At 40.5% G+C, this 22758-nt stretch carries 22 protein-coding genes and 1 tRNA gene; 13 read left to right on the top strand and 10 right to left on the bottom strand.

Features of this window, described 5'->3' with window-relative positions; all coding sequences use genetic code 11:
* Window positions 1–66: 66 nt before the first annotated feature.
* Entirely contained in the window at window positions 67–654 is a 588-nt protein-coding gene (locus tag E2R53_RS10855) for a spore coat protein (protein WP_286166188.1), read from the top strand.
* A 65-nt stretch (window positions 655–719) separates the two neighbouring features.
* Here E2R53_RS10855 and E2R53_RS10850 read toward each other — a convergent pair whose 3' ends face one another.
* The 4 genes from E2R53_RS10850 to E2R53_RS10835 form a co-directional block, all read right to left on the bottom strand.
* Window positions 720–1220, bottom strand: a complete 501-nt coding sequence (locus E2R53_RS10850) for a CBO0543 family protein (protein ID WP_133311768.1) — start codon at window positions 1218–1220, stop codon at window positions 720–722.
* A gap of 32 nt (window positions 1221–1252) precedes the next feature.
* The gene (locus E2R53_RS10845; RefSeq protein WP_133311767.1) at window positions 1253–1798 is read right to left on the bottom strand and encodes a DUF3231 family protein; all 546 of its coding nucleotides are present in this window, start codon (window positions 1796–1798) and stop codon (window positions 1253–1255) included.
* A gap of 98 nt (window positions 1799–1896) precedes the next feature.
* Entirely contained in the window at window positions 1897–2754 is an 858-nt protein-coding gene (locus tag E2R53_RS10840) for a manganese catalase family protein (protein WP_133311766.1), read from the bottom strand.
* A 44-nt stretch (window positions 2755–2798) separates the two neighbouring features.
* The gene (locus tag E2R53_RS10835; RefSeq protein WP_133311765.1) at window positions 2799–3302 is read right to left on the bottom strand and encodes a DUF3231 family protein; all 504 of its coding nucleotides are present in this window, start codon (window positions 3300–3302) and stop codon (window positions 2799–2801) included.
* Between the two features lie 153 nt (window positions 3303–3455).
* Between E2R53_RS10835 and E2R53_RS10830 the strand changes: the two genes are divergently transcribed.
* Entirely contained in the window at window positions 3456–3704 is a 249-nt protein-coding gene (locus E2R53_RS10830; RefSeq protein ID WP_286166143.1) for a WGxxGxxG family protein, read from the top strand.
* A gap of 56 nt (window positions 3705–3760) precedes the next feature.
* On the opposite strand, the gene E2R53_RS10825 is transcribed toward E2R53_RS10830, so the two are convergent.
* Window positions 3761–4900 carry a zinc-dependent alcohol dehydrogenase gene (locus tag E2R53_RS10825; protein ID WP_133312258.1) on the bottom strand — a complete coding sequence of 380 codons (1140 nt, stop codon included), beginning with the start codon at window positions 4898–4900 and terminating at the stop codon, window positions 3761–3763.
* A gap of 180 nt (window positions 4901–5080) precedes the next feature.
* The gene (gene katG, locus E2R53_RS10820) at window positions 5081–7315 is read right to left on the bottom strand and encodes a catalase/peroxidase HPI (protein WP_133311764.1); all 2235 of its coding nucleotides are present in this window, start codon (window positions 7313–7315) and stop codon (window positions 5081–5083) included.
* A gap of 348 nt (window positions 7316–7663) precedes the next feature.
* Between katG and E2R53_RS10815 the strand changes: the two genes are divergently transcribed.
* From E2R53_RS10815 to E2R53_RS10800, 4 genes are all read left to right on the top strand, one after another.
* Window positions 7664–8650: a TAXI family TRAP transporter solute-binding subunit gene (locus E2R53_RS10815; RefSeq protein WP_435796789.1), complete on the top strand. Its 987-nt coding sequence runs from the start codon at window positions 7664–7666 to the stop codon at window positions 8648–8650.
* A gap of 62 nt (window positions 8651–8712) precedes the next feature.
* Window positions 8713–9222, top strand: coding sequence for a DUF1850 domain-containing protein (locus tag E2R53_RS10810; RefSeq protein WP_133311763.1), 510 nt, complete (start codon window positions 8713–8715; stop codon window positions 9220–9222).
* Complete coding sequence (locus E2R53_RS10805) at window positions 9212–11179, top strand: TRAP transporter permease (protein ID WP_133311762.1); 1968 nt, start codon at window positions 9212–9214, stop codon at window positions 11177–11179. The genes E2R53_RS10810 and E2R53_RS10805 overlap by 11 nt, the downstream gene beginning before the upstream one ends.
* 688 nt (window positions 11180–11867) lie before the next feature.
* Window positions 11868–11939: transfer RNA gene (locus E2R53_RS10800), tRNA-Val, on the top strand.
* Window positions 11940–12612: 673 nt separating this feature from the next.
* Here the strand turns inward: E2R53_RS10800 and E2R53_RS10795 are convergent.
* Genes E2R53_RS10795 through E2R53_RS10785 form a run of 3 tightly spaced genes read right to left on the bottom strand, consistent with a single transcriptional unit; the run spans window position 12613 to window position 14617 of the window.
* The gene (locus E2R53_RS10795; RefSeq protein WP_133311761.1) at window positions 12613–13860 is read right to left on the bottom strand and encodes a DUF4153 domain-containing protein; all 1248 of its coding nucleotides are present in this window, start codon (window positions 13858–13860) and stop codon (window positions 12613–12615) included.
* Window positions 13861–13907: 47 nt separating this feature from the next.
* Window positions 13908–14123, bottom strand: coding sequence for a helix-turn-helix domain-containing protein (locus E2R53_RS10790; protein WP_133311760.1), 216 nt, complete (start codon window positions 14121–14123; stop codon window positions 13908–13910).
* An 11-nt stretch (window positions 14124–14134) separates the two neighbouring features.
* Entirely contained in the window at window positions 14135–14617 is a 483-nt protein-coding gene (locus tag E2R53_RS10785) for a DUF2975 domain-containing protein (protein WP_133311759.1), read from the bottom strand.
* Between the two features lie 527 nt (window positions 14618–15144).
* On the opposite strand from E2R53_RS10785, the gene E2R53_RS10780 reads away from it, so the two are divergent.
* From E2R53_RS10780 to E2R53_RS10765, 4 genes are all read left to right on the top strand, one after another.
* The gene (locus E2R53_RS10780; RefSeq protein WP_133311758.1) at window positions 15145–16311 is read left to right on the top strand and encodes a MalY/PatB family protein; all 1167 of its coding nucleotides are present in this window, start codon (window positions 15145–15147) and stop codon (window positions 16309–16311) included.
* 81 nt (window positions 16312–16392) lie between these two features.
* Window positions 16393–17076 (top strand): copper homeostasis protein CutC, encoded by a 684-nt coding sequence (locus E2R53_RS10775; protein ID WP_133311757.1) that lies wholly within the window; start codon window positions 16393–16395, stop codon window positions 17074–17076.
* A 159-nt stretch (window positions 17077–17235) separates the two neighbouring features.
* Window positions 17236–17484, top strand: a complete 249-nt coding sequence (locus tag E2R53_RS10770; RefSeq protein ID WP_133311756.1) for a hypothetical protein — start codon at window positions 17236–17238, stop codon at window positions 17482–17484.
* Between the two features lie 792 nt (window positions 17485–18276).
* Window positions 18277–18576, top strand: coding sequence for a hypothetical protein (locus E2R53_RS10765; RefSeq protein ID WP_133311755.1), 300 nt, complete (start codon window positions 18277–18279; stop codon window positions 18574–18576).
* On the opposite strand, the gene E2R53_RS10760 is transcribed toward E2R53_RS10765, so the two are convergent.
* Window positions 18577–19572, bottom strand: a complete 996-nt coding sequence (locus E2R53_RS10760; RefSeq protein ID WP_133311754.1) for a LacI family DNA-binding transcriptional regulator — start codon at window positions 19570–19572, stop codon at window positions 18577–18579.
* A 307-nt stretch (window positions 19573–19879) separates the two neighbouring features.
* Here E2R53_RS10760 and E2R53_RS10755 point away from each other — a divergent pair, with 307 nt between their 5' ends.
* From E2R53_RS10755 to E2R53_RS10745, 3 genes are read left to right on the top strand one after another with little or no spacing between them, the layout of a single operon-like run.
* Entirely contained in the window at window positions 19880–20881 is a 1002-nt protein-coding gene (locus tag E2R53_RS10755) for a TRAP transporter substrate-binding protein (RefSeq protein ID WP_353653479.1), read from the top strand.
* Between the two features lie 18 nt (window positions 20882–20899).
* Window positions 20900–21424: a TRAP transporter small permease gene (locus E2R53_RS10750; protein WP_133311753.1), complete on the top strand. Its 525-nt coding sequence runs from the start codon at window positions 20900–20902 to the stop codon at window positions 21422–21424.
* A gap of 19 nt (window positions 21425–21443) precedes the next feature.
* A complete protein-coding gene (locus tag E2R53_RS10745; RefSeq protein WP_133311752.1) occupies window positions 21444–22739 on the top strand; it encodes a TRAP transporter large permease in 1296 nt (431 codons plus the stop codon).
* Window positions 22740–22758 lie beyond the last annotated feature (19 nt).

Raw genomic sequence — 22758 nt, 5'->3', positions numbered from 1 at the left:
TTAATGAATGAGAAGAGAGGAATGGTTAATGTGGATCAGTTAATAAATAATGCAGGCTCTAAAAATATGCAGACTGGAGCTGTGCCTCCCCAATTAAGTCATGGTGGACATGAAATGTTTGATGTATCCGAAATTTTATCGGGTGCTATTAATACATTAAACTTATACACCATTTTAAAACCGCACGTTAAGGATCCGGAACTTCTGGATATGATGAACCGCCATGAGCAATTTATGATAACCGAATACAATACGATTGTTGAGTGTTTCCAAACGGGAATGAAGCCTTCCGTATCAACTGAAGTCTATAACATGAAGCAAGGAAATGACTTTGTGTTCGGCCTCAAACAAACGCCGCCGATGAAACCGATGATGATGCCAGAGGAAATTAATGATCAGGTTATTTCAGACCTGATGCTTGGATCCGTAAAATCAAATGCGTCATTAAAGGGTATGGCAACCACAGAAGTTTCAAACCCGGTTGTCAGACGGGTTTTGGCTGATACGATTCCAAATTGCATTGAAATTGCCTATGAGATTTCGATCTATCAAAATAAGCATCATTATTATCAGGTGCCGCAGCTGCCAGCAGGTGACATGCAGCAGATGGTTAATTCTTATGCTCCCGCTCAATCGAAAAATCTTCCTAATTGATCCATGTATCTAAAAAGACATCCCGCGCTGGAGAGGTCTTTTTGAAATGATTTAAACCAAAATGGTTAACGCGACCCTTTTTCTAAAACGGATTGATTTGAAATTTTCCGTATAAACCCAATAAAGAATCGAGCAAATAAAAAAGTGAAAGTGATTGAAAGAAAACTTATTTTTGAACTCCAGCCTTTATGATACTTAATTAATTGTGTGTTTTTTTCAAGCCAATCTTCGACTAGTGTCATTGGAACACTGAAAAAAAGAACTTTAGCAGAAATACCTCTGAGTGATGAATTGACTGTCAATTGATTATAAAAAACACAGGTAATCGGGAAGATTAGATAATCAAAAATTACACTTATATTAAAGTATTTTTTAAAGAGGTTGGCCGGATACGAAATATACCCCATTTTAACTAAGAAATTATCTACTAATGATGAAAAATAACTTTTAACAAGAAAAATGATCAGCCAATCTTTAACAGGCGGTTTTTTAAGCAAGACGATTAGTGCTAATATCCCAAATGAAAGTAAGAATCTTAATACCTTTTTTTCGAATTTTTTTCCCATCTGTATGTTTGCTCCAATCTGCTGGATTTACCCTACTCAGGTCTACCCGGCGGGTTGTATTTTGGCGGCACACGAAGCCACCCTCTTTCTTTCATCAGGTTTTTAAGCGGAGCAGCAAATTTCATCAGTTCAACCTGTATTTCAAAAAACAGAATTCCTACATCTGTCCGAACCGTTTTAGACATTGCCTGCGCGCAAAACGTGATGGAGGATGCCATTTTGACAGCAATTAAATTGGCAATTTCATCATCAGATAGTTTAACACCTTCTGGAACTGCAGCTGCGTTTGAAAGGGGTTTTTTAGGATTGACCAGCGGCAGAGGCACTCCTTCCTTTAACAAAAAATCTTCAATATCCTGAGTATCTTTTTTACTGCCTTCCAAGGCATTCTGAACAACATGCTGCAAATCGGGATCGATTGTTGAGTTCAGTGCTACTTGGTAAAGGGAATGTGCTTCATGAAACGCAGTGAAAATTGTCCATAAATCCATCACTTCCCCCACATGCAGCGGAGGTTTAGGATCTTTATCAATAAAGTTTTTAATAATAGCTGAAATGGATTCGATAGCCCTTGTCATAAGTCACCACATAGAAAATCATTCTTCTTATTGTTTCCAAAAGTCTGCTTAAAATGAGAGAAAAGAAAAACAGCCTTTATAAAAGGCCGTTTTCGTATTTATTGATTCAAATCGTTTAAGCCGGGACTGTGTTCATTCGGCATCTCTGGAAGATCTGGAACAGGAAATCCTTTAGGCGGATCAGTGACCTGTAAATCTCCGCTGTTTCTGCTTGGGGATTCACCTGTGAAAATTTCACCAATACGAGTTGAATCCAATCGGAAGTTAAACTGGGCATTGTGATACCCCATTTCAACATATTTTCGGCATTCAGGATATTTGTTAATATCATAATTTGGAATCGGGAAAACCTTGCCCCAGTTGACTCCTAATGTTTCAAGTGCTTTGGCAAATGCATTTTGATGGGCATTGTCCCGAACAATTAAAAACGCAATGGTTTCTCTAAACGTTTTATTAGAGCTCATTTCATAAATTCTAGATTTTTGCAGAACGCCTGTTGATTCGAGGATTACGTTATTAAGCAAATCGCTGATTAGGTTTCCGTGGCTGTAAACCCATGAGCCATTCCATGGATTTCCTCCAGCATCAACAGGCAGGGAAGCTTGTGCACCAATAATATAATGATGAGGGTTTCCGTGCATGACCGGCTCTTCAAGCGGTGCTTGACTTGGGCCGGAATTCCCCGCTTCATTCACTTCGCCTGAGCCATTTAACAGCTGATTAATCGTTGTTTGAACAAGTTCCACGTGACTGATTTCTTCAAGGAAAACGCCTCTGATTAAATCGCGGTATTGTTTATCTTTTCCTCTGAAGTTGGCACTTTGAAAGGAGTATTGCATCATTGTGCGCATTTCACCGAACTGACCGCCGAGTGCTTCCTGCAAAACTTTTGCAGCAGCTGGATCCGGCTTGTCCGGAACAATCATATTGATTAAATCTTCTTTGTAAAAATACATAACAGACTCCTTATAGGCAGCAGATAGAACTGCTGCCTGTTTTATTATTTATCTAAATGCAGAGGAGGGGGAACTAACCAGCCTTTTTCTTTATTTAGTTGAAGGATTTTTCCACCATATTGAACTTTTTTTGCATGATGCTGAGTAAACATCAGGGCAATATCTTCACGAATACATTGTCCAATCATCGTGCTGTCAGCCACTAATCCTTGAGCAAGATCTTTAGAGATACTCAAAGCCACTTCAGGATCTGAGATGCGGGCACCCACAGGAATTTCTTCTACTTGAGCATTTGGTCTTTCAGGAGGTGTTGGCGGCAAACCAACCTCATTCTTTTTTAAAAGTGCCTCTAGTTCTTCAATTGAAGGCAAAATATTATTTTTAATGATTTGATCAATTAATTTTTTCAAATCAGCATCACCAGTGTGATTGTAATAAACTTGATAAGCTGCATGAGATGCTTTAGCAACTGATAATGCACTCCAAACTCCGAATACCTCTCCATAATGCATTGGTTCATCTGTCGGATTTCCGCTGAGAATACCCAAATTGATCACTCCATTTCATATTTTTTAAAGACATGTTCTATTTTGCACAAGAAGATTTAATTGATACCGTTTTTTTATAAAACGTGATGTATAAAAAATTCCTGTTGGAGGATTATAACTAATGTCTAGTCATAAAAAAATGGAGGGGTATCTTTGAAGAAGAATAAAATGATGATCATATGTACAATGGTTCTTGCAATTATGATGTCTGGTGTAAACGTTCAAGCAGAAAATAATTATAATGACAGAGACGATAACATCAGCACAAGAAATGTGAATACCGAAACTGCGGCAGCAGCTGATGATGACGATGACATGGATATTGGCTGGATTGGTTTATTAGGACTAGCAGGGCTGCTGGGGCTTAGAAGAAAAGATAGAGATCGCAGAGATGTCAGATAATAGCGTTAATACTAAAAAGCATGCGGCAACACGCCGCATGCTTTTTCTATATGAATTTAAGGCTTTAATACAACCTTTACACACTCATCTTCATGATCATTAAAGATTTTGTAAGCTTCGCTTGCCTTGCTTAAAGGCACTTTATGCGAGACGATCTCTGTTGGATCCAACTTCCCTGATGTAATCATATCAAACAGCATTGGCATGTAATGAATAACAGGTGCCTGTCCCATTTTCAGGTTGATGTTTCGTTCAAAAATATTTCCGAGCGGGAACATGTTGTATTTTGATCCATAAACACCAGTCAGCTGGATTGTCCCAAACTTTCTGACGGAGTTCATCGCAATTTCAAACGGGCTGAGGGTTCCGCCTTGGAGCTTCAACTTTTGCCCGATTTCTTCAAGTGCTGTCTTTTTCCCGTCCATTCCAACACAATCGATGACGGCATCTGCTCCGCCGCTTGTCAGCTCTTTAATGTGAGAGCCAGTATCTTTAAAGTCATCAAAATTAATGATTTCAACGTTGTTCATTCTTTTCGCCCGTTCTAATCTGTAGGGCACGTTATCAACGGCAATGACCCGTTTAGCGCCCTTCATCCACGCGAACTTCTGAGCCATAAGACCGACTGGTCCGCAGCCAAGAACTACTACGGTATCATCACTTTTCACACCGGCATTTTCAATGCTCCAATACGCAGTAGGCAGGACATCTGACATAAAAAGCAGGGCTTCATCTTCAAGCTCGACGGATTCCGGAATCACAAACGGCATAAAGTTTCCAAATGGGACTCTTAAATATTCAGCCTGTCCGCCCGGATGATTCCCGTACCGTTCTGTAAATCCAAAGTAGCCCCCTGTATCAATTTCAGGATTGGGATTTGAGTTATCACACTGGCTTTCAAGGTCGTGTTTACAATAGTAGCAGCTTCCGCACGAAATGTTGAAGGGGATAACCACTCTGTCGCCTTTTTTAACCTTTGTTACTTCTGGGCCGACTTCCTCGACAATTCCCATCGGTTCATGACCGACCACGTAATCTTTCTCAGCAGGCAGTGCTCCCTGATAGATGTGGAGGTCCGATCCGCATATAGCAGTTGATGTGATGCGGACAATGATATCGTCTTTTTTTTGCAGAACAGCATCCGGGACCTCTTTTACTTCCATTTCCTTTGTTCCCTGAAACGTGACAGCTTTCATCAATTATACAGCCTCCTAAAATGTGATAGTGTTGTTATACCCTTTTGAACTATAAATAATGAGGGAAATGGAAAAATGAGACTTTTGGAGTGGGTGGGGAGGAGAAATGTGTGCATGAATCAGGAACAGCTTACGCAACGAATAAAGCCGCCCTTAAACAGAGCGGCTTAATCCCTTCACTTATTGTTTTACATCAAAACGGTCAGCATCCATCACTTTCACCCAGGCAGCCGCGAAGTCACGCACAAACTTTTCTTTGTTGTCATCTTGTGCATACACTTCTGCAAGTGCACGAAGAATGGAGTTTGAGCCGAAGACTAAGTCGAAACGTGATGCAGTGCGCACCACTTCTCCCGTTTTACGGTCATGACCTTCGTATTGGTTGAAGCCCGCGGGTTTCCATTCGATGCCCATATCTAAAAGATTTACGAAGAAATCATTTGTCAATTGGCCAACACGGTCTGTGAACACACCGTGTTTAGTACCGCCATGGTTTGTCCCAAGGACACGCATTCCGCCAAGAAGAACCGTCATCTCCGGTGCTGTCAATCCCAGTAACTGAGCTTTATCGACGAGCATTTCTTCAGGGCTGATGGAATATTCTGCTTTTTGGTAGTTGCGGAAGCCGTCAGACACCGGTTCTAAAACGTCGAAGCCTTCGGCATCTGTCTGTTCAGCCGCTGCGTCACCGCGGCCTGGTGTGAATGGTACCGTTACGACGAAGCCTGCGTCTTGCGCAGCTTTTTCGATTGCAGCACTTCCTCCAAGGACAATCAAATCAGCAAGGCTGACTTTTTTGTCCAGCTGGCTTTGAATGCTTTCAAAAGCATCTAGAGCTCTTGCAAGTTCAGCAGGCTCATTTGCTTCCCAGTCTTTTTGAGGAGCTAATCTTACTCGTGCACCGTTTGCACCGCCGCGCATATCAGAACCGCGGTATGTGCTCGCAGATGCCCAGGCTGTTTTCACAAGCTCGCTCACTGACAAGCCAGAGGTTAGGATTTTTTCTTTTAAGTCTGCGACTTCAGCGTCTGATAATGTGTAATCGGCTGCAGGAATTGGATCCTGCCAAACCAGTTCTTCCTGCGGCACTTCCGGACCCCAGTAGCGCACTTTTGGCCCCATGTCGCGGTGAAGAAGTTTGAACCATGCACGCGCGAACGCATCCTCAAACTCTTCCGGGTTTTCATAAAAACGGCGGGAAATCTTCTCGTACGCCGGATCAGCACGCAATGCCATATCTGCCGTCGTCATCATTGTTTTCACTTTGATGGATGCATCCTCAGCGTCTGGGGCCATGTGATCTTCCGGAAGGTCAATTGCCTGCCACTGGTATGCACCTGCCGGGCTCTTTGTCAGTTCCCACTCATAGCCTAATAACTGTTCGAAGTAGCCGTTGTCCCATTTCGTCGGGTTTGATGTCCAGGCACCTTCGACTCCGCTTGAGATTGTGTCACGGCCTTTTCCTTTGCCGTGCTTGCTCAGCCATCCGAAGCCTTGAGTTTCCAGGGTTGCTGCTTCAGGGTCATCACCCACAAGAGATGGATCGCCTGCACCGTGTGCTTTACCAAAAGTATGTCCGCCGGCAATTAGAGCAACAGTTTCTTCATCATTCATTCCCATACGGTAGAACGTATCTCGGATGTCCCTTGCACTTCCAACAGGATCCGGCTTGCCGTTTGGTCCTTCCGGGTTAACATAGATAAGTCCCATTTGAACCGCTGCAAGGGGGTTTTCAAGTTCACGGTCGCCTGAGTAACGGTTGTCGGCTAACCACTCTTTTTCATTTCCCCAGTAGACGTCTTCTTCCGGGTGCCAGATGTCTTCACGTCCTGCACCGAAGCCAAATGTTTTCAGCCCCATAGACTCAAGCGCTACATTGCCTGTTAAAACAAGTAAGTCTGCCCAGGATATTTTATTGCCGTACTTTTGCTTGATTGGCCAAAGCAAACGGCGGGCTTTATCTAGGTTTACGTTGTCCGGCCAGCTGTTCAGCGGTGCGAAACGCTGAGATCCAAAGGCACCGCCTCCGCGTCCGTCAGCTGTACGGTATGTACCGGCTGCGTGCCAGGACATACGAATGAAGAAGGGACCGTAATGACCGTAATCTGCCGGCCACCAATCCTTGCTGTCAGTCATCAGGTTATGAAGATCATTTTTCAATGCATCATAGTCCAGTTTTGAGAACTCTTCTTTATAGTTGAAGTCTTCTCCAAACGGATTTGATTTTTTATCATGCTGGCGCAGGATGCCAAGATTCAGCATGTTCGGCCACCAGTCTTTGTTTGTTGTGCCACCAGGTTTTTTGGAAGTAGTGATGGCGCTGTCTTTATGACCTCCACCTGCACCAGTTATAGGGCACTGACCTGCACCAGCTGCTGTATGGCTTTTTTGATCGTGGCTATTGTTATCGTTCATTTTCAATTCCCCTCCTATTTGGTTGTTTTGTGTTAAAAGATGAATATACTAATGATTGTGATAATTCAATATAAAATAATCATTATTAATTTAAAATTATACTAAATTAAATTTTAAATTTGAAGCAATAAGGTTAGAGAAATATGAAAAATTATAAAAGATTAACAAACCGAAAAAACTCAAGCTCCTCGATAAAGATGCAATCTAACAAATCAAAGAGAATATTACTTAATAGAAAATAATGAATATTCGAATATAAAGAATAGATTGACAATTTTCTTCAAACCTATGGTAATATAAAAATGTGGTATTGTTACAAATAAATGACAAAGAGGGGGAAATTTACTAGTGAAAATGCGTAAAAGTTTATTTATGGTCATGCTTCTTGCTGTTGTGATGATCATTTCGGCCTGCGGCGGAAATGAAAAGACATCGGGTTCCGGCGGTTCAGGAGATTCTAAACCGAAAACACTTAGAATTCTAACAGGCGGAACGGGTGGTACATATTACCCTCTTGGCGGATCATTCGGCGATATCATTTCTGATAGCACTGATTATAAGGCAACTGTACAGTCTTCAGGTGCATCTGTTGAAAACATGCAGACATTAAAAAGCGGAGATGCTGAGATTGCATTTTCTCAAACCGATATCGCGACATATGCATTAAGCGGAGAGAGTATGTTTAAAGATAACAAGATTGATAATGTACTGGGCTTAGGTACGTTATATAACGAAACGGTTCAGCTTATCACAACTGACAAGAGCGGCATTAAATCAGTTGAAGATTTAAAAGGCAAGAAAGTTTCCGTTGGGGCAATCGGTTCGGGAGCTTACTTAAATGCTACACAGGTCTTGGAAGTACACGGTTTAACAGTGGATGATATTCAGGCTCAAAACCTTTCGTTTGATGAATCAACTGAAGGAATTCAAGGAGGAAGCATTGATGCAGCATTCGTTACAGCAGGAACTCCGACAGCTGCAGTTGAAACTCTTTCAGCTCAAAACAAAGTAGTAGTCGTTCCTCTTGAAGCTGACAAAGTGAAAGAGCTTATCGAAAAATATCCTTTCTACTCTGAGGATGTTGTTCCAAGCGGCACATATAAGATTGGTGAAGACGTGAGCACAGTTGCTGTTAAAGCGATGCTTGTGGTTCAGGATGAACTTGATGAAGACCTCGTATACGACATCACAAAATCAATCTTTGAAAACACAGATAAAATTGCTCATGCAAAAGGTAAATTAATCAAAGCAGAAACAGCACTTGAAGGAATCGGTGACCTGAAGCTTCATCCTGGCGCTGAGAAATACTTTAAAGAAAAAGGCGTACTGAAATAATGGTTTGAGAGATAGGCCGCAGAGAAACTGCGGTCTATCGCTTGATTTTGGAGGAAACAGGGATGAAGAAACAGCTAGTTGCCGTCCTCATACTTTTCATCGCTATCATTCTCATCTGTTTGATCCCGTTTAAGAACATCGTTGCTTTCCATTACCAAGACACAGACAAGCTGCTTGCTTATCTTTCTGTAAATGAAAAGGATACGTTTCAGATTAAGTACACACATTCCATTCATCTGACAGATGTGATTGAAACATATGAGCTTTCGAACAAACAGATCAAACAAATTGAGCTTTCCTATGAGACGTTTGCAGTAGGAATGCCCTCTGGACCTGAAGGGGAAGAAATTTTTGAAAGAAAGGATGGCCGTTATATCATTTCAAATATGAATCGGATATTTCCTTTTTTTGACCTCAGCACAGGACAGGTAGTTGCCAATCACAGAGTCGTTTACAAAGGAAAAGAATATGAATTGAAAAAATACATAAAACCCGGTACATGGGTCAGAGTCAGCTATGAAACCATGAATCTTTTTCAGCTTTTGAGAGGAGTGAAAATCAATGAAGGATGAAGAAGTAAAATTTTTATCACTTGAAGAACAGCAGGAAATTCTCGAAAAATACGATCCTGAAGCTGCAACGCGAAAGCTCACAGGTATTATGGGATGGATTGCTTTCCTGGGATTGCTGTCATTTTCCCTTTTCCAATTGTACACAGCTATTTTTTCCGTTTTTACTGCCCAAATTCAGCGTTCCGTCCATTTAGGATTTGCACTGGCGCTTATTTTTCTATTATTCCCTTTAAATAAGAAAAAGAAAGAAACCGGCAAATGGCAAGTTGGCTGGTATGATATTGTGCTTGCTCTTCTTAGTATTGTCGTAGGCGCCTACTGGCCGCTCTTTATGGAAGATATCGCTATGCGTGTTGGAATTTTAACGACAACTGACTTTGCAATAGGGATTATTGCGATTTTGCTCGTCCTCGAAGCCACAAGAAGAGCGGTCGGGCTTCCTATTACAATTATTGCTGTTATTTTTATGGCTTACGGGGTTTTTGGACAATATATGCCGGGATTTCTTCAACATGGAGGCTTGAGTCTTGAGCGATTGGTTCAGACGATGTTTTTCACAACAGAAGGGATTTTAGGAACGCCGCTTGGGGTTTCAGCAACATTTATTTTCTTGTTTCTGTTATTCGGCTCGTTCTTGATTCAAACTGGTGTAGGTCAATATTTTAATGATCTATCAGCTGTAATCGCTGGGAAAAGAGTCGGCGGACCGGCTAAAGTTGCCATTTTTTCAAGCGCCCTTCAAGGCACAATCAGCGGAAGCTCAGTTGCGAACGTAGTAACATCAGGGGCATTTACCATTCCAATGATGAAAAAATTAGGATATAAAAAGGAATTTGCAGGTGCAGTTGAAGCCGCATCTTCAACTGGCGGGCAATTAATGCCGCCAATCATGGGAGCTGCTGCTTTCTTGATGGTCGAATTTATTGGAAATGGCATCACTTACTGGGACATTGCAAAGGCTGCAGCCATTCCAGCAATCCTTTATTTTACTGGAATCTGGATCATGACCCATTTTGAAGCGAAACGTTTAGGTTTACGGGGATTAACAGAAGAAGAAATGCCTAATCGTAAAGAAGTGGCGAAGAAAATCTACCTCTTGCTTCCAATTCTGGCGATTATCGTCTTGTTAATGACAGGTATTCCAGTTATGCATGCAGCACTTTATTCGATTTTAATTGCTATAGTAGCAGGTTTTATTAATAAAGAAACAAGAATGGGCCCGAAAGCTATCATTTTAGCATTGGTAGATGGGGCAAGAACGGCTTTGTCTGTAGCGGCGGCAACCGCAGCTGCGGGTATTATAGTTGGGATTGTTACGAAAACAGGTCTTGGTCTTACGCTTGCAAACGGATTAATTGATCTTGCCCAAGGCTACATTATTCCAACGCTGATTTTCACCATGATCGCATCCTTAATCTTAGGAATGGGATCGCCAACAACGGCAAACTATGTCATCACATCAACAATAGCAGCACCTGTTATCATTTTTATGGGCTATCCGGATTTAGCTGCCCATCTATTTGTTTTCTATTTTGGAATCATTGCGGATATTACACCCCCGGTGGCACTTGCAGCATTTGCTGCTGCTGGTGTATCAGGAGGCGAACCTATTCGTACAGGCATACAATCATCCAAGCTTGCCATCGCAGCATTTATCATTCCATATATCTTTGTTCTTTCACCAGAAATGCTTCTAATTGACACGACAATTCCAGAAGTCATTTGGGTTGTGTTTACAGCAGTGACGGGAATGATCGCAATTGGTGCTGGAATTATTGGCTATTGGATGAGACCTATGAACTGGATCGAACGAGTACTGGCTATCATTGCAGGCTTGCTATTAATCTATCCAGAGGGAATTTCAGATGCAGCAGGTCTAATCATGTTTGCAGGCTTGTTTGCTGCACAGTTCTTCATGAAAAGAGACAAAGATCAGAAAATCGTACAGCAGGCATAAGAGAAGGAGAAAGCATGAAAATCAAGTTGATTTTCATGCTTTCTTTATGAATAGAACTCAATGAAAGCTAATGATATCGTCGATTATTGTCCGGGAAATGAGTCGAATAGGATACTAGTATTATGGTGAAATATTCTATGTTTCCGGAAGGGTGAAAAGCGGAACTGGCGCTGAAAAGAGAATAAATAAGCTCGGCTGGAGGACATCCAATGAAGGTGAATCTGCAGAAATGATTAAAGAAGAGTTAATGGAATCTATCAAAGATCATCTTGAGGAATTGGATAGAAAGGGCTGAATCTAATGATTTACTTTTTTCTTTTAGTCATTCATATTTTAATAGGCATTGCCCTAGTAAACATAAGAGGAAGAATCCCTCAACCGCTTATTGTATTTGCAATCTCTTTTATAGGAATGAGCTTCATTTATTTTGGAGCAGTATTTTTACAAAGAATCATTTAAAACAGGAAAAGCAGAGCCTGAATGGGTTCTCAAAACAGCAGAAATAAGGAAATAGTGTACTTATTGAACCCCTATGATTCCCAAAATCAGCTCATAAAAGAAAAAAGATAATTATTGGTTTTGTAGGATTCCTTAAAAGCTCAGAAAACTTTTTGAGGCTGAATAATTTTGTTGACTTTACGCAAGCAGCCTCATATAATAGAGTTTGTCAGCAATATCTACATACTGCGACTTGTTAGCTCAGTGGGAGAGCACTTCCTTGACAGGGAAGGGGTCGGGGGTTCAAGTCCCTCACAGGTCATTATAACAGATCCTTGGTAACCTTTGTGTTATCAAGGTTTTTTGTATATAACAGGATATTTAATTTGAAGTAATACAGTGGAATTGGTGGTAAATTGGTGTCGAAAATTAAAAGCTTCTATTTTAAAAAGAGGATCTTACTTAAAAACAAAAAATAACTCACCCATTTTCTCAGAATGTATAAGGTGCATGTAAAACTGATGAATCTAGAAAGTTACTTTTCGATTTGTGGTTAATATGACAACGTACAGGACGCACGGAAGCAAGAGTCAAAATTGATCCAGGAATATATTTGAACAAGAATCTAAAAGTCCAGTATCTTTTGTGCTTTTTGTTCTAGACTAACTTTTAGACGCGTTAGCAACAACAAAAATAACAACAAATTGTCCTTTGACTAATAATTTGCGCTTATTTTAAGTGTTATTTTGCACTTCCAACTTTAAAAACCCAGCTACCTTCACATTAGAAGATTAGCTGGGTTTCTTAATTATGTACATCCAATCATTTATAGCTCGGTTCTGATCGGTTTAGTAAAAAAGGCGACTGCTCATTGTTCAGCAATCGCGCCCGATTATTTAAAATATGTCCAGTTTCATGTGCCCAGCGAAAAAAGGACTTCTAAGGATTTTATACGTTATTGAAGATTAGCTTTTCGTTACATTAACAGAGCCTTTCTAATTAAAAATGATAGGAAAAGTAAATGTAACGAAAGCTGCCCAAAATCCGTAGACCGGCAAATACTTAGTAACGGCATCTTGGATAGTTGAAGGTCCGGATTTGTTTTGTAGAAAACGCAAATAGGAGAGCATAATCCAAATTAGATTTGCCCAGATAAGTATGTTTACTCCTAAAACAGCAAGTCTATTAGGCGTAATCCCATAAGAAGAAAGCCTGAACACGATAGCTGACAAAGCCACACTGTCAATGATAAGCGCAAGAACAATTAAGGCGAAATTTATATAATCTGAAATGTTCTTTTTCTCGTCTGAGTCGCTCTCGGTAATGGAAAATATGGTAACGGCCAATACGCCAAGGAGTATTCCGTTGAAGGCTATCAAGAAATTGCGGTCCAAGAATGGATTTTTTCCGACCCATATAACCGTTATAAGATAGACCAACAATGTGACCAGGACAAGAGGACTAAAAATTTTAGCTATATATGGTGTAATATTCTTAGCAAGTTTAAGATTCATTGATACCTGGTATGCAGCCACAATAGCGAGAGCGGCAGCACCAAATAAAACGACATTACTAAAATAGAAGTCTTCTATATCCAAGCCAACAAAGCTAAATAACTGCATGGTTAATGCTGCTAGTACCATTCCGCTAACTGCCATGCTGGCGTAGAGAATACAATATTCCAAATTAAATTTAATATAGGCTAATCTTGTACTGCCTTTTGAATATTCATTTCCTGTAAATGCAAGCCCTACCAATACCCATAAGAATATGGGAAGGTGTAAATAAGCAAGGATAATACTGTCTTTATCATTTAATGGCAGCATATTTAGATAAAACCCGGAAATTAGGAACAATGCTGCAAGGGAATAAATAACACTTTTTTTCGGAGTATTATTATAAACAAAATAGGCAGCAATAAAGGGAATTATACCAAAAGCCAGGTTAATTGGAGCAATTGCTTCCTGTTCGACAAAATGGAAAATGATCCTGGTGCTTATCCCGGCCAGAATGGCTAAAATGCCCATGAATAAGAAACCTTTTTGAAGCAAGGAAGATTTTTCTGTATATGCCGTCTCCTTGAAATGCAATCTTTCATACCAAACGCCAAGAACCTGAGAATCAGGATTTTGTTCCCATGCGTGTGCGAAGGATTTTTTAAAAGCTTTCGGGTCTTTTCTATACATTCTCTCCAGCTCATGAGGGTTAGCAATATTTTCAATAATCAAATTGTTAATGTCCATAGTTATACCTCCCCTAATAATTGTTATATTAAGTTTCTTCAATATGTTTAACTGTGTTCGTCACTTTTGTATTCTAAAATATCTCCAGGCTGACATTCTAAAGCCTTACAAATTGCCTCTAAAGTGGATAAACGAATCGCTTTTGCCTTTCCATTTTTCAATATAGAAAGGTTCGCCATTGTTATTCCGACCTTCTCCGAAAGTTCTGTTACGCTCATTTTCCTTTTTGCTAACATCACATCAATATTGATTATAATTGCCATTGTTATTCACCTCAGACCGTTAAATCATTTTCTGATTTGATATTAATTGCTTCTTGTAAAAGTTTTTGGAGAACAGCCGCAAAGACTGCGATAACCATCGAAGCAAAAGGAACAGCCAATCCGACAAAGATAACTCCTGGTGCGTCGTCTACTTCCGCAAAGATATAGAAGAGCGGCCAAACTAGCACATGCAAAATACTGATTGTGATGGCACAGTATTTGATTTTCTTTAAAGCTTTTACCGATAAATCGGAGAAAGCTTTATTTTTGTCAATATAGCGTAAGAGTTTGAAAGCTTGATACAAAGCATAGTAAAAAGGTATCGCCGATGCATCAAAAGCGATGAAAACGAGATATTTTATAAAAGCAAACTCTGGAAGCAACTTTGCTGCAAGATTCGCCATCTCAGGCACTAAAAAGATACACAGAGCAAGAACTGGGACTCCTAAAAGAATAACAGCTATTTTTAAAAACAACGTTGTTACTTTTTCCATAAAAAGCACCTCACTTATTTTATTCTGATTATGATTTTAATCTATATTTTATCGTTTTACAATAAATTTTTATTCATTTAAATAATATTTTTATTGTAAGTTTTTGTTTTAAGCGAAAATAAAAAGCATTCCTCATTCAAAGAAATGCTCTATAACTTTAAACCATTAAATTTATAACTTGTACAGCGAAGGGATTCAATTAATTATAGTGGATGAAATCGATCGACTGAAACTGCAACACTTAGAGTAACTTCGTGGCATCTATGATCAACATGACTTAGCCATGATATTCATCGAAGGGGTCGGGGGTTCGAATCCCTCACAGGTCATTCTAAAGAGAAAAACCACTTCGAATTTTTGTAAGGTGGTTTTTTTGTTATTGATTTCTAACTCAGGAGCAGATGGAATTAGGATTACGACTTCAACTTACAAAAAAAGAAGTTCAAGTTAAAAAGGATAAATGCTCTTTAATTCTTGTATAATATGGATGAAATATCATTAGGAGATGAAAGTTAGGAGAAAAAGATATGCCGTTAGAAAAATTGATTGACCGCAGAAAAACACATTCAGTTAAATGGTACATAGAGGATCAAGATATGATTCCATTATGCATTGCGGATATGGATTTTCAAGTTTCAGAAGAAATAGTCAATGCTATAAGTCAAAAAGCAGTGCACGGAATATATGGGTATAGTACATTTTGTGAACGATATTATGATGCTGTTCAATATTGGTGGAACACACAGTATGATTGGGAGTTAAAACGCGAGTGGATTTCTTTTAGCCCGGGTATTATTCCTGGAATAAATTTATTATTACAAGCTTTAACACAGCCAGGTGATGCTGTGATCGTGCAGGATCCAGTATACTATCCTTTCTTTTCAACGATTGAAACACAAGGCTGTACATTGTTAAGTAATTCTCTTATCTATTCTAATGGTACATATACAATGAATTTTGAAGACTTTGAGGAAAAAGCATCCCGACCCAATACGAAAATATTTATTTTGTGCAGCCCTCACAATCCGGTTGGAAGAGTTTGGACCAAGGAGGAATTGCGAAAGATCGGAGAAATTTGCGAGAAACATGGTGTTTATGTTATTTCAGATGAAATGCATGGAGATTTAACTTACTCCGGTTATAAACATACGCCGTTTGCAACTGTTCATCCCGGCCATTTAAAGTTTTCGATTACATGTGCTGCTCCCAGCAAAACATTTAATATTGCAGGAATGCAAAGCTCTATCTTTATTATTCCGAATAAAGCAGTTAAAGAAAAATATGAGAAGCTATTAATGGGTTACGGATTAATGCGTCCAAATGCTTTTGCTGTGGAAGGAACGATTGCCGCCTACTATAAAGGTTTGCCTTGGCTTGAAGATGTAAGAAGTTATTTAGAGTGTAACCTCCAGTATGTATGTTCCTTTTTAGAACAAAATATACCGTCCATTAAAGTGGTGAAACCTGAAGCGACCCATTTGATTTGGCTGGATTGCCGTGATCTTGGCATTCCGCATGACGAGTTGCATCATTTCTTTTTAGAACATGCAAGAGTCCGCCTTGATGAAGGAATGAAATTCGGTAAAGGCGGGTATGGGTTTGAACGTATAAATATTGCCTGTCCCCGTGAGGTCTTAACGGAAGCTTTACTTAGAATGAAAGCTGCTGTAAAAGCAAAAGAGACAACCTGCTGACAATTCTGGCAGGTTTGTCTTTTATTTTACGAGTAAAATGAGGGTTATATTAGTTGCTAATTTTAGTTAGGAGGACAAATCATGATTATCGAAGCCATCGCAGATTCACTTGAGGATGCAAGAACCGCACAAACTGCTGGTGCCGATCGGATAGAATTAGTCACAGGATTGATGGAAGGCGGGCTTACCCCTAGCTATGGATTAATTAGAAGTGTCTGCAGGGGATTAACGATTCCCGTGAATGTAATGGTTCGCCCGCATAGCCGGAGTTTTTGCTATTCTGATGAAGACTTGAATATTATGTTAGAAGATATTGAAATATGCCGGAAATTAGGTGCAGCTGGAGTTGTATTTGGTGTTCTTAATAACGAGAAGGAAATACACGAGGAAATGCTTACAAAATTAATTCGAGCAGCGAAGGGGCTGGATATTACTTTTCACCGCGCATTTGACGAGGCCAATCATCTGGCAACAGCTTTAGGCGTGCTTCAGAAGTACCCTGAGATAACTAGAGTACTTACATCAGGCAGCAAAGATAAAGCAACAGAAGCAATAGAAGAGCTGAGTCAGCTGGCAGATCTATCAGCCGGAACGGGTCTTTCCATTATGGCAGGATCAGGGTTAACACCTCAAAACTTATCTGCATTCTTAGAAAAAGTAAACGTGAGAGAGGTTCACTTTGGTTCGGGAATCCGTTATGAATCAAATTATAGTTATCCTATCGATCCCCTTCAAATAAAAGCGATCAGAAAAATCGTAACATGACTAATACAAATAGAAAGCTGCAGCCATTTAAAAAGTGTCTGCAGCTTTTTTTCGTTTCTGAAAGTATTGGTATAACGGAACATCTGAAAATAAATCAGGGGGATATTTCCAATATTTAAATAAGAACAAAACTTTAATCATCATAGAATAAGGAAATCTTTGAGTCATAAATTTTCATCAGGTCTCATTAATAAATCCAAGCATATACTTCATTTATTTGAAGTGCTGTATCAGCAAAGAAAAACGATAAAGGGATTTTTAATAGGTGTGGAACCTTATCAAATTGATTTTCATATAGGACTGAGCAACATCCTGACTGAAAAATGGGATGGGATTTTAGAGGAGGCAAGGAAGACGATTGTAGAATTAATAATAAATGAAAATATTAATGAAATAGAAGATAGTTAAAATTTATAAAAAATATCAATTAATAGATTTACAGAAAAGGCAAACGGTCAGCGTATGCCTTTTCTTTTAGCTCTTTTCGTAAGGATTGTTGCTATTAGGCTAGAAGTTAAAACCATAAGCGGCGCAGCGGAAGGAACTTGACTTCTTCTGGAGAATAGAGGGAATTGGTTGATTCCATTATACAGCTGCCATTCTGGAATTTTGTCCTTATTGCGTGCGTTTGATTCCACTTTTCGCTGCAAAAACCTAAATTGTGGAATCATAGCGTGCGTTTGATTCCACTTTTCGCTGCAAAAACCTAAATTGTGGAATCATAGCGTGTGGTTGATTCCACTTTTCGGTGCAAATACTAAAATTGTGGAATCATAGCGTGTGGTTGAATCCACTTTTTGGTGCAAAAACGTAAATTGTGGAATCATAGCGTGTGGTTGATTCCACTTTTCGGTGCAAATACTAAAATTGTGGAATCATAGCGTGTGGTTGATTCCATTTTTCGGCGTAAAAACTTAAATTGTGGAATCATAGCATGAGGTTGATTCCACTTTTCGGTGCAAATACTAAAATTGTGGAATCATAGCGTGTGGTTGAATCCACTTTTTGGTGTAAAAACTTAAAGTGTGGAATCACAGCGTGCATTTGATTCCACTTTACTGCACAATAACCAAATTTATAGAGGATAATCAAAAACAGCCTTTTCTTTTTTTCTGAAAGGCTGCTGCTGGCTTTCTTCCAGCTGATAGAAATATAATAAAGGTGATAAGCATTCCATCATTCATTAGCGAGGGGATAGTCATGGAAAACAAGGAACTCCTGCTTGCCATCACGGAATTGAAGGCAAGCATTGACAAACGTTTTGACGTGCTTGAAAAACAGGTGGACGTGAGGCTTGATAAAGTGGAAGAGCAGCTGTACAAGCTGTCAAAACAGGGACTTGGAGATGGGGATGACGACCAGGATGAGCCTCTCCGCGAGTTGAATGCAGAGGTCAAAGACTTAAGGCTTTCAATGAAGTATGCTTTGAAGAAGATTGGTGAACATGATTTTGATGTGTATAGGCTGCTTAATATGAAAAATGACACCTCTGAGATTTAATCAGAGGTGTTTTTGCAGAGATTTTGCTGATTTCCTAAGTGCCAGCTTTGGCTCCATTAGTTGAGTAAGGCTGATGGAATCTGGCTTTTCAATCAGAGTAAGTAAAGATGCCACCATTTTCTTAGCTAATTGTTCGATCGGGACACCAACACTTGTAAGCTCAGTTTCAAGGCTCGCCATCTGCGGAATATTGTCATAGGAGATAACGGAAAGATCTTCAGGAATTCTGATCTTCAGTTCTTTGGCAGCACGCAGCACCCCGACGCTGATATCATAGCTTCCGCTGATCAGGGCTGTTGGCTTGCTTGTTTTGAGTAAATTTTTTGCTGCAAGGTAGCCATCATACCAGCTCAGTCCCTTAGTATTGCCAATGCTATTTTCATGGACAGTCAGACCGGCATTTTCCATAGCTTCATAGAACCCATTCAGCTTTTCGGTTTGCCGCTTATCTCCCGGAGTGGCATCGCCGATATACGAAAGGCTTGTATGCCCCAATTCTATCAAGTGTCTGACTGCCAGATGAATGGCTTTTTTATGATTTACGTCAATGATCGGGTAGACATGATCCCCTGAGACTCCGTATGAAAGGATCGGGATAGAAGAGAAGACATCTGAATGGAGCATGGTTTCTCTGCCTTCTTCAAAAATCATCACGCCGTCCACTTGGAATCCTTTGAACATCCCAATGGCCTTGTCTGCTTCATCCACTGAGAGAATCATAAAATAATTTTCAGCTGTGACAAGCCCATTTATTTTAGAAACAAGGGCTGTTAGGGCAATCCGGTCAATGGCCGGCCACACAAGCCCAATCGTTCTGCTTTTTTTAGAGACAAGATTTTTAGCGGCAAAGTTAGGAGTATATCCAAGCATACTTGCTGTTTCAAGGACTTTTTTCTTCGTTTCAGGTTTAACAAGCGGGCTATTATTAAGCGCCTTTGAGACGGTTGAATAACTGACTCCTGACTCCCTTGCGATATCTTTTATCGTCACACTCATTTTAAATCCTCCAAAAGGAAATGTTGAAAATTTTCGGAATACATATTATACTGAGAAATAACAACGTTGTTACTTGTAGTATAGTATAAAAAGCCGAAGAATAACATGCTTTTTGAAGAAAAATAACAACGTTGTTAATCAAGGCTCTTATCGTAAACTTTGTTGCTTTTAAACTAGATATTTAAAACTATGAGCGGAAAGGAACGGACAACTTTTATCACCCAAAACAACAATCTATGCGAACACAGCCTTAATTAATAATGAAACCGTTATCAAAGGGGCAGTATACTTTCAGGAGGGATGGGAATTGAAAAAATGGATGGCATTTATGATGATCTGCCTGCTTGCAGCTGGCGCATTGTCTGCTTGCAGCACAAAGGCATCAAGTGATGGGACGATTACGATGAGGCTTGCACATAACCAAAGCGAAACGCACCCTGTGCATAAATCGCTGACGGAGTTTGCGAGATTAACAGAAGAGAAGACAAACGGAGAAGTGAAGATCCAGCTTTATCCGAATGGACAGCTTGGGGCGGAGCGGGAAGTCATTGAACTGACCCAGACCGGAGCTGTAGATCTATCAAAGGTCAGTGCAAGTGCTCTGGAGAGTTTTTCAGAAGTCTACTCTCTTTTCAGTCTGCCGTATTTGTTTGATGGACGAGATCATTATTACAGAGTGATGAACAGCAGCACGGTTAATGGCATCTACGAATCTACAGAAGAGATCGGGTTCAGGGGACTTACTTTCTATGACGGGGGTTCAAGGAACTTTTATACGAAAAATAAACCGATCATGCATCCGGACGATCTGAATGGCATGAAAATACGGGTACAGCCAAGCGCAACATCCATCAGGATGATTGAGCTGATGGGCGGTTCTCCTACTCCGATGTCTTTCGGCGAAGTCTACACCGCTCTGCAGCAGGGGGTAATTGATGGTTCGGAAAATAATGAAACCGCTTTAACCGATAACAACCATGGAGAAGTGGCAAAGGAATATTCCTACAGCGAGCATGCCATGGTTCCGGACATTCTGATTATGAACCAGGCAAAGTGGGACGTATTGAATGAAGAACAGAAACAGGCCATCAATGAGGCTGCCCGCGAATCGTCTGCTTTTCATAAAGTTGTTTGGGAAGAAGCGATTGAAAAATCGATAGAAGATTCCAAGGAAAAAGGTGTGACATTCAGTACGCCGGATAAGGAACCCTTTCAAAAGGCGGTTCGTCCGCTCCATAAAGAATTTGCCGAAAAAGTGTCTACAGCTGAGTACTACAAAGAGATCCGTGAAGCTGCCGAAAAGGAATAAACAGGGGGAGGAACTGTGATGCAGAAAATAAGAAAAACAGCCGATAAGACCATAGCTTTTATTACATGTACCATGCTTGCGTTTATGGTGCTTGTGGCGGTATGGCAGGTTTTCACAAGGTACGTGCTCAACTCGCCAAGCACTGTATCTGAAGAAATTTTAAGATATTCACTGATTTGGGTATCCATGCTTGGTGCAGCTTATGCATTTGGACAGAAGAAGCATATTGCGATTGAACTGCTTGCAGAAAAGCTGCCTAAAAACAAAGCTCTTCCTGTCAGCGTCATCATTGAAGTGCTTGTTCTTTCATTTGCTGTTCTCGTTATGGTCATTGGAGGATCCAGGACAGTAGCGATTACAATGGCCCAGTCTTCAGCGGCACTTAGCGTTCCGATGGGATACATCTATTTATCTCTGCCGGTAAGCGGCATTCTTATCATCGGATATAGTCTGATGAGCATCTATGAAGCTGTTGTTAAGAGAAAAGTAGAGTTATATTCAGATGATTTGGAAGCCGTCTCAAAAACTAGGATTGAAGGCTAAAACAAAGGAGTGATTGAAATTGACCTTAACTGCAGGACTCATCTTACTGAGTGTGTTTTTTGTCCTTTTAGTAGTGGGAGTGCCGATTGCTGTCAGTATTGCAGGTGCTTCCATTGCTACCATGCTGATTTTGTTTCCGTTTGATGTTGCGGTATTTACCTCTGCCCAGAAAATGGTTACAGGCCTCGACAGCTTTGCTCTTCTGGCGGTTCCCTTTTTCGTGCTGTCTGGGATCATTATGAACAATGGCGGAATTGCCATCCGATTGATTAACCTTGCCAAACTGCTGGCTGGCCGCATGCCGGGTTCTTTAGCTCACACAAACGTGCTCGGCAACATGCTTTTCGGATCGATATCAGGATCCTCTGTCGCTTCTGCTGCGGCAATCGGAGGAGTCATGTCTCCGCTTCAGGATAAAGAAGGATATGAACGGACCTATTCAGCAGCAGTCAACATTGCTTCTGCACCGACAGGTCTCCTGATTCCTCCAAGCGGTCTGCTTATTATTTACTCGCTTGTCAGCGGGGGAACGTCTGTAGCTGCCTTGTTTATTGCCGGATATGTTCCAGGCATTTTATGGGGGATTGCTACGATGATTGTTGCTTACTTCATTGCGAAAAAGAAGAACTATCCAATTGCACCCCGGATTCCGTTTAGTCAGGGACTGAAGGTATTCCTTGATGCCATTCCAAGTCTTCTGCTGATTGTGGTTGTCCTCGGGGGGATCATAGCAGGGGTTTTTACAGCAACTGAAGGCGCAGCCATCGCTGTTGCTTACTCACTTATTCTGTCCATTATTTATCGAACGTTCAGCTTTAAGAAGCTGCCGAAAATGCTGCTTGAAACGGTGGAGATGACAGCCGTTATTATGTTATTGATTGGCACTTCCACGATTTTATCTCTGGTCATGTCTTTCACTGGTATTCCTGAGGCAATCAGCAGCGGTCTGCTCAGCTTAACAGACAGTCCGATTATTATTCTGCTAATTATGAACCTGATTCTATTGATTATCGGTACATTTATGGACATTACACCTGCCGTATTAATCTTTACACCAATTTTTCTTCCGGTCGTTACAGCATTCGGCATGGATCCGGTTCACTTCGGAATCATGATGGCCTTTAACCTTTGCATCGGGAACATTACACCTCCTGTCGGCAGTGCTCTGTTTGTAGGCTGCAGCATTGGAAAAGTGAAAATGGAGCAGGTCATAAAACCGCTTCTGCCGTTTTACGGAGCCATTATCGTGGTGCTTTTGGCGGTGACGTTTATTCCGGAAATCAGCCTCAGCCTGCCAAAACTGTTTGGCTTATAAAATACAGCAGAGAGAAGGG

Source organism: Peribacillus frigoritolerans, from assembly GCF_004358755.1.
Lineage (GTDB): Bacteria > Bacillota > Bacilli > Bacillales > Bacillaceae > Bacillus_P.
The sequence above is the reverse complement of the archived record's forward strand: the minus strand, read 5'-3'. Positions and strand labels throughout refer to the sequence as shown.

Bases quoted from the DNA above. Each gene is read 5' to 3' on its own strand.
- E2R53_RS10855 (WP_286166188.1), top strand. From the start codon at position 67: ATGCAGACTGGAGCTGTGCCTCCCCAATTAAGTCATGGTGGACATGAA.
- E2R53_RS10850 (WP_133311768.1), bottom strand. From the start codon at position 1,220: ATGGGAAAAAAATTCGAAAAAAAGGTATTAAGATTCTTACTTTCATTT.
- E2R53_RS10845 (WP_133311767.1), bottom strand. From the start codon at position 1,798: ATGACAAGGGCTATCGAATCCATTTCAGCTATTATTAAAAACTTTATT.
- E2R53_RS10840 (WP_133311766.1), bottom strand. From the start codon at position 2,754: ATGTATTTTTACAAAGAAGATTTAATCAATATGATTGTTCCGGACAAG.
- E2R53_RS10825 (WP_133312258.1), bottom strand. From the start codon at position 4,900: ATGAAAGCTGTCACGTTTCAGGGAACAAAGGAAATGGAAGTAAAAGAG.
- katG (WP_133311764.1), bottom strand. From the start codon at position 7,315: ATGAACGATAACAATAGCCACGATCAAAAAAGCCATACAGCAGCTGGT.
- E2R53_RS10810 (WP_133311763.1), top strand. From the start codon at position 8,713: ATGAAGAAACAGCTAGTTGCCGTCCTCATACTTTTCATCGCTATCATT.
- E2R53_RS10805 (WP_133311762.1), top strand. From the start codon at position 9,212: ATGAAGGATGAAGAAGTAAAATTTTTATCACTTGAAGAACAGCAGGAA.
- E2R53_RS10795 (WP_133311761.1), bottom strand. From the start codon at position 13,860: ATGGACATTAACAATTTGATTATTGAAAATATTGCTAACCCTCATGAG.
- E2R53_RS10790 (WP_133311760.1), bottom strand. From the start codon at position 14,123: ATGGCAATTATAATCAATATTGATGTGATGTTAGCAAAAAGGAAAATG.
- E2R53_RS10785 (WP_133311759.1), bottom strand. From the start codon at position 14,617: ATGGAAAAAGTAACAACGTTGTTTTTAAAAATAGCTGTTATTCTTTTA.
- E2R53_RS10780 (WP_133311758.1), top strand. From the start codon at position 15,145: ATGCCGTTAGAAAAATTGATTGACCGCAGAAAAACACATTCAGTTAAA.
- E2R53_RS10775 (WP_133311757.1), top strand. From the start codon at position 16,393: ATGATTATCGAAGCCATCGCAGATTCACTTGAGGATGCAAGAACCGCA.
- E2R53_RS10765 (WP_133311755.1), top strand. From the start codon at position 18,277: ATGGAAAACAAGGAACTCCTGCTTGCCATCACGGAATTGAAGGCAAGC.
- E2R53_RS10760 (WP_133311754.1), bottom strand. From the start codon at position 19,572: ATGAGTGTGACGATAAAAGATATCGCAAGGGAGTCAGGAGTCAGTTAT.
- E2R53_RS10750 (WP_133311753.1), top strand. From the start codon at position 20,900: ATGCAGAAAATAAGAAAAACAGCCGATAAGACCATAGCTTTTATTACA.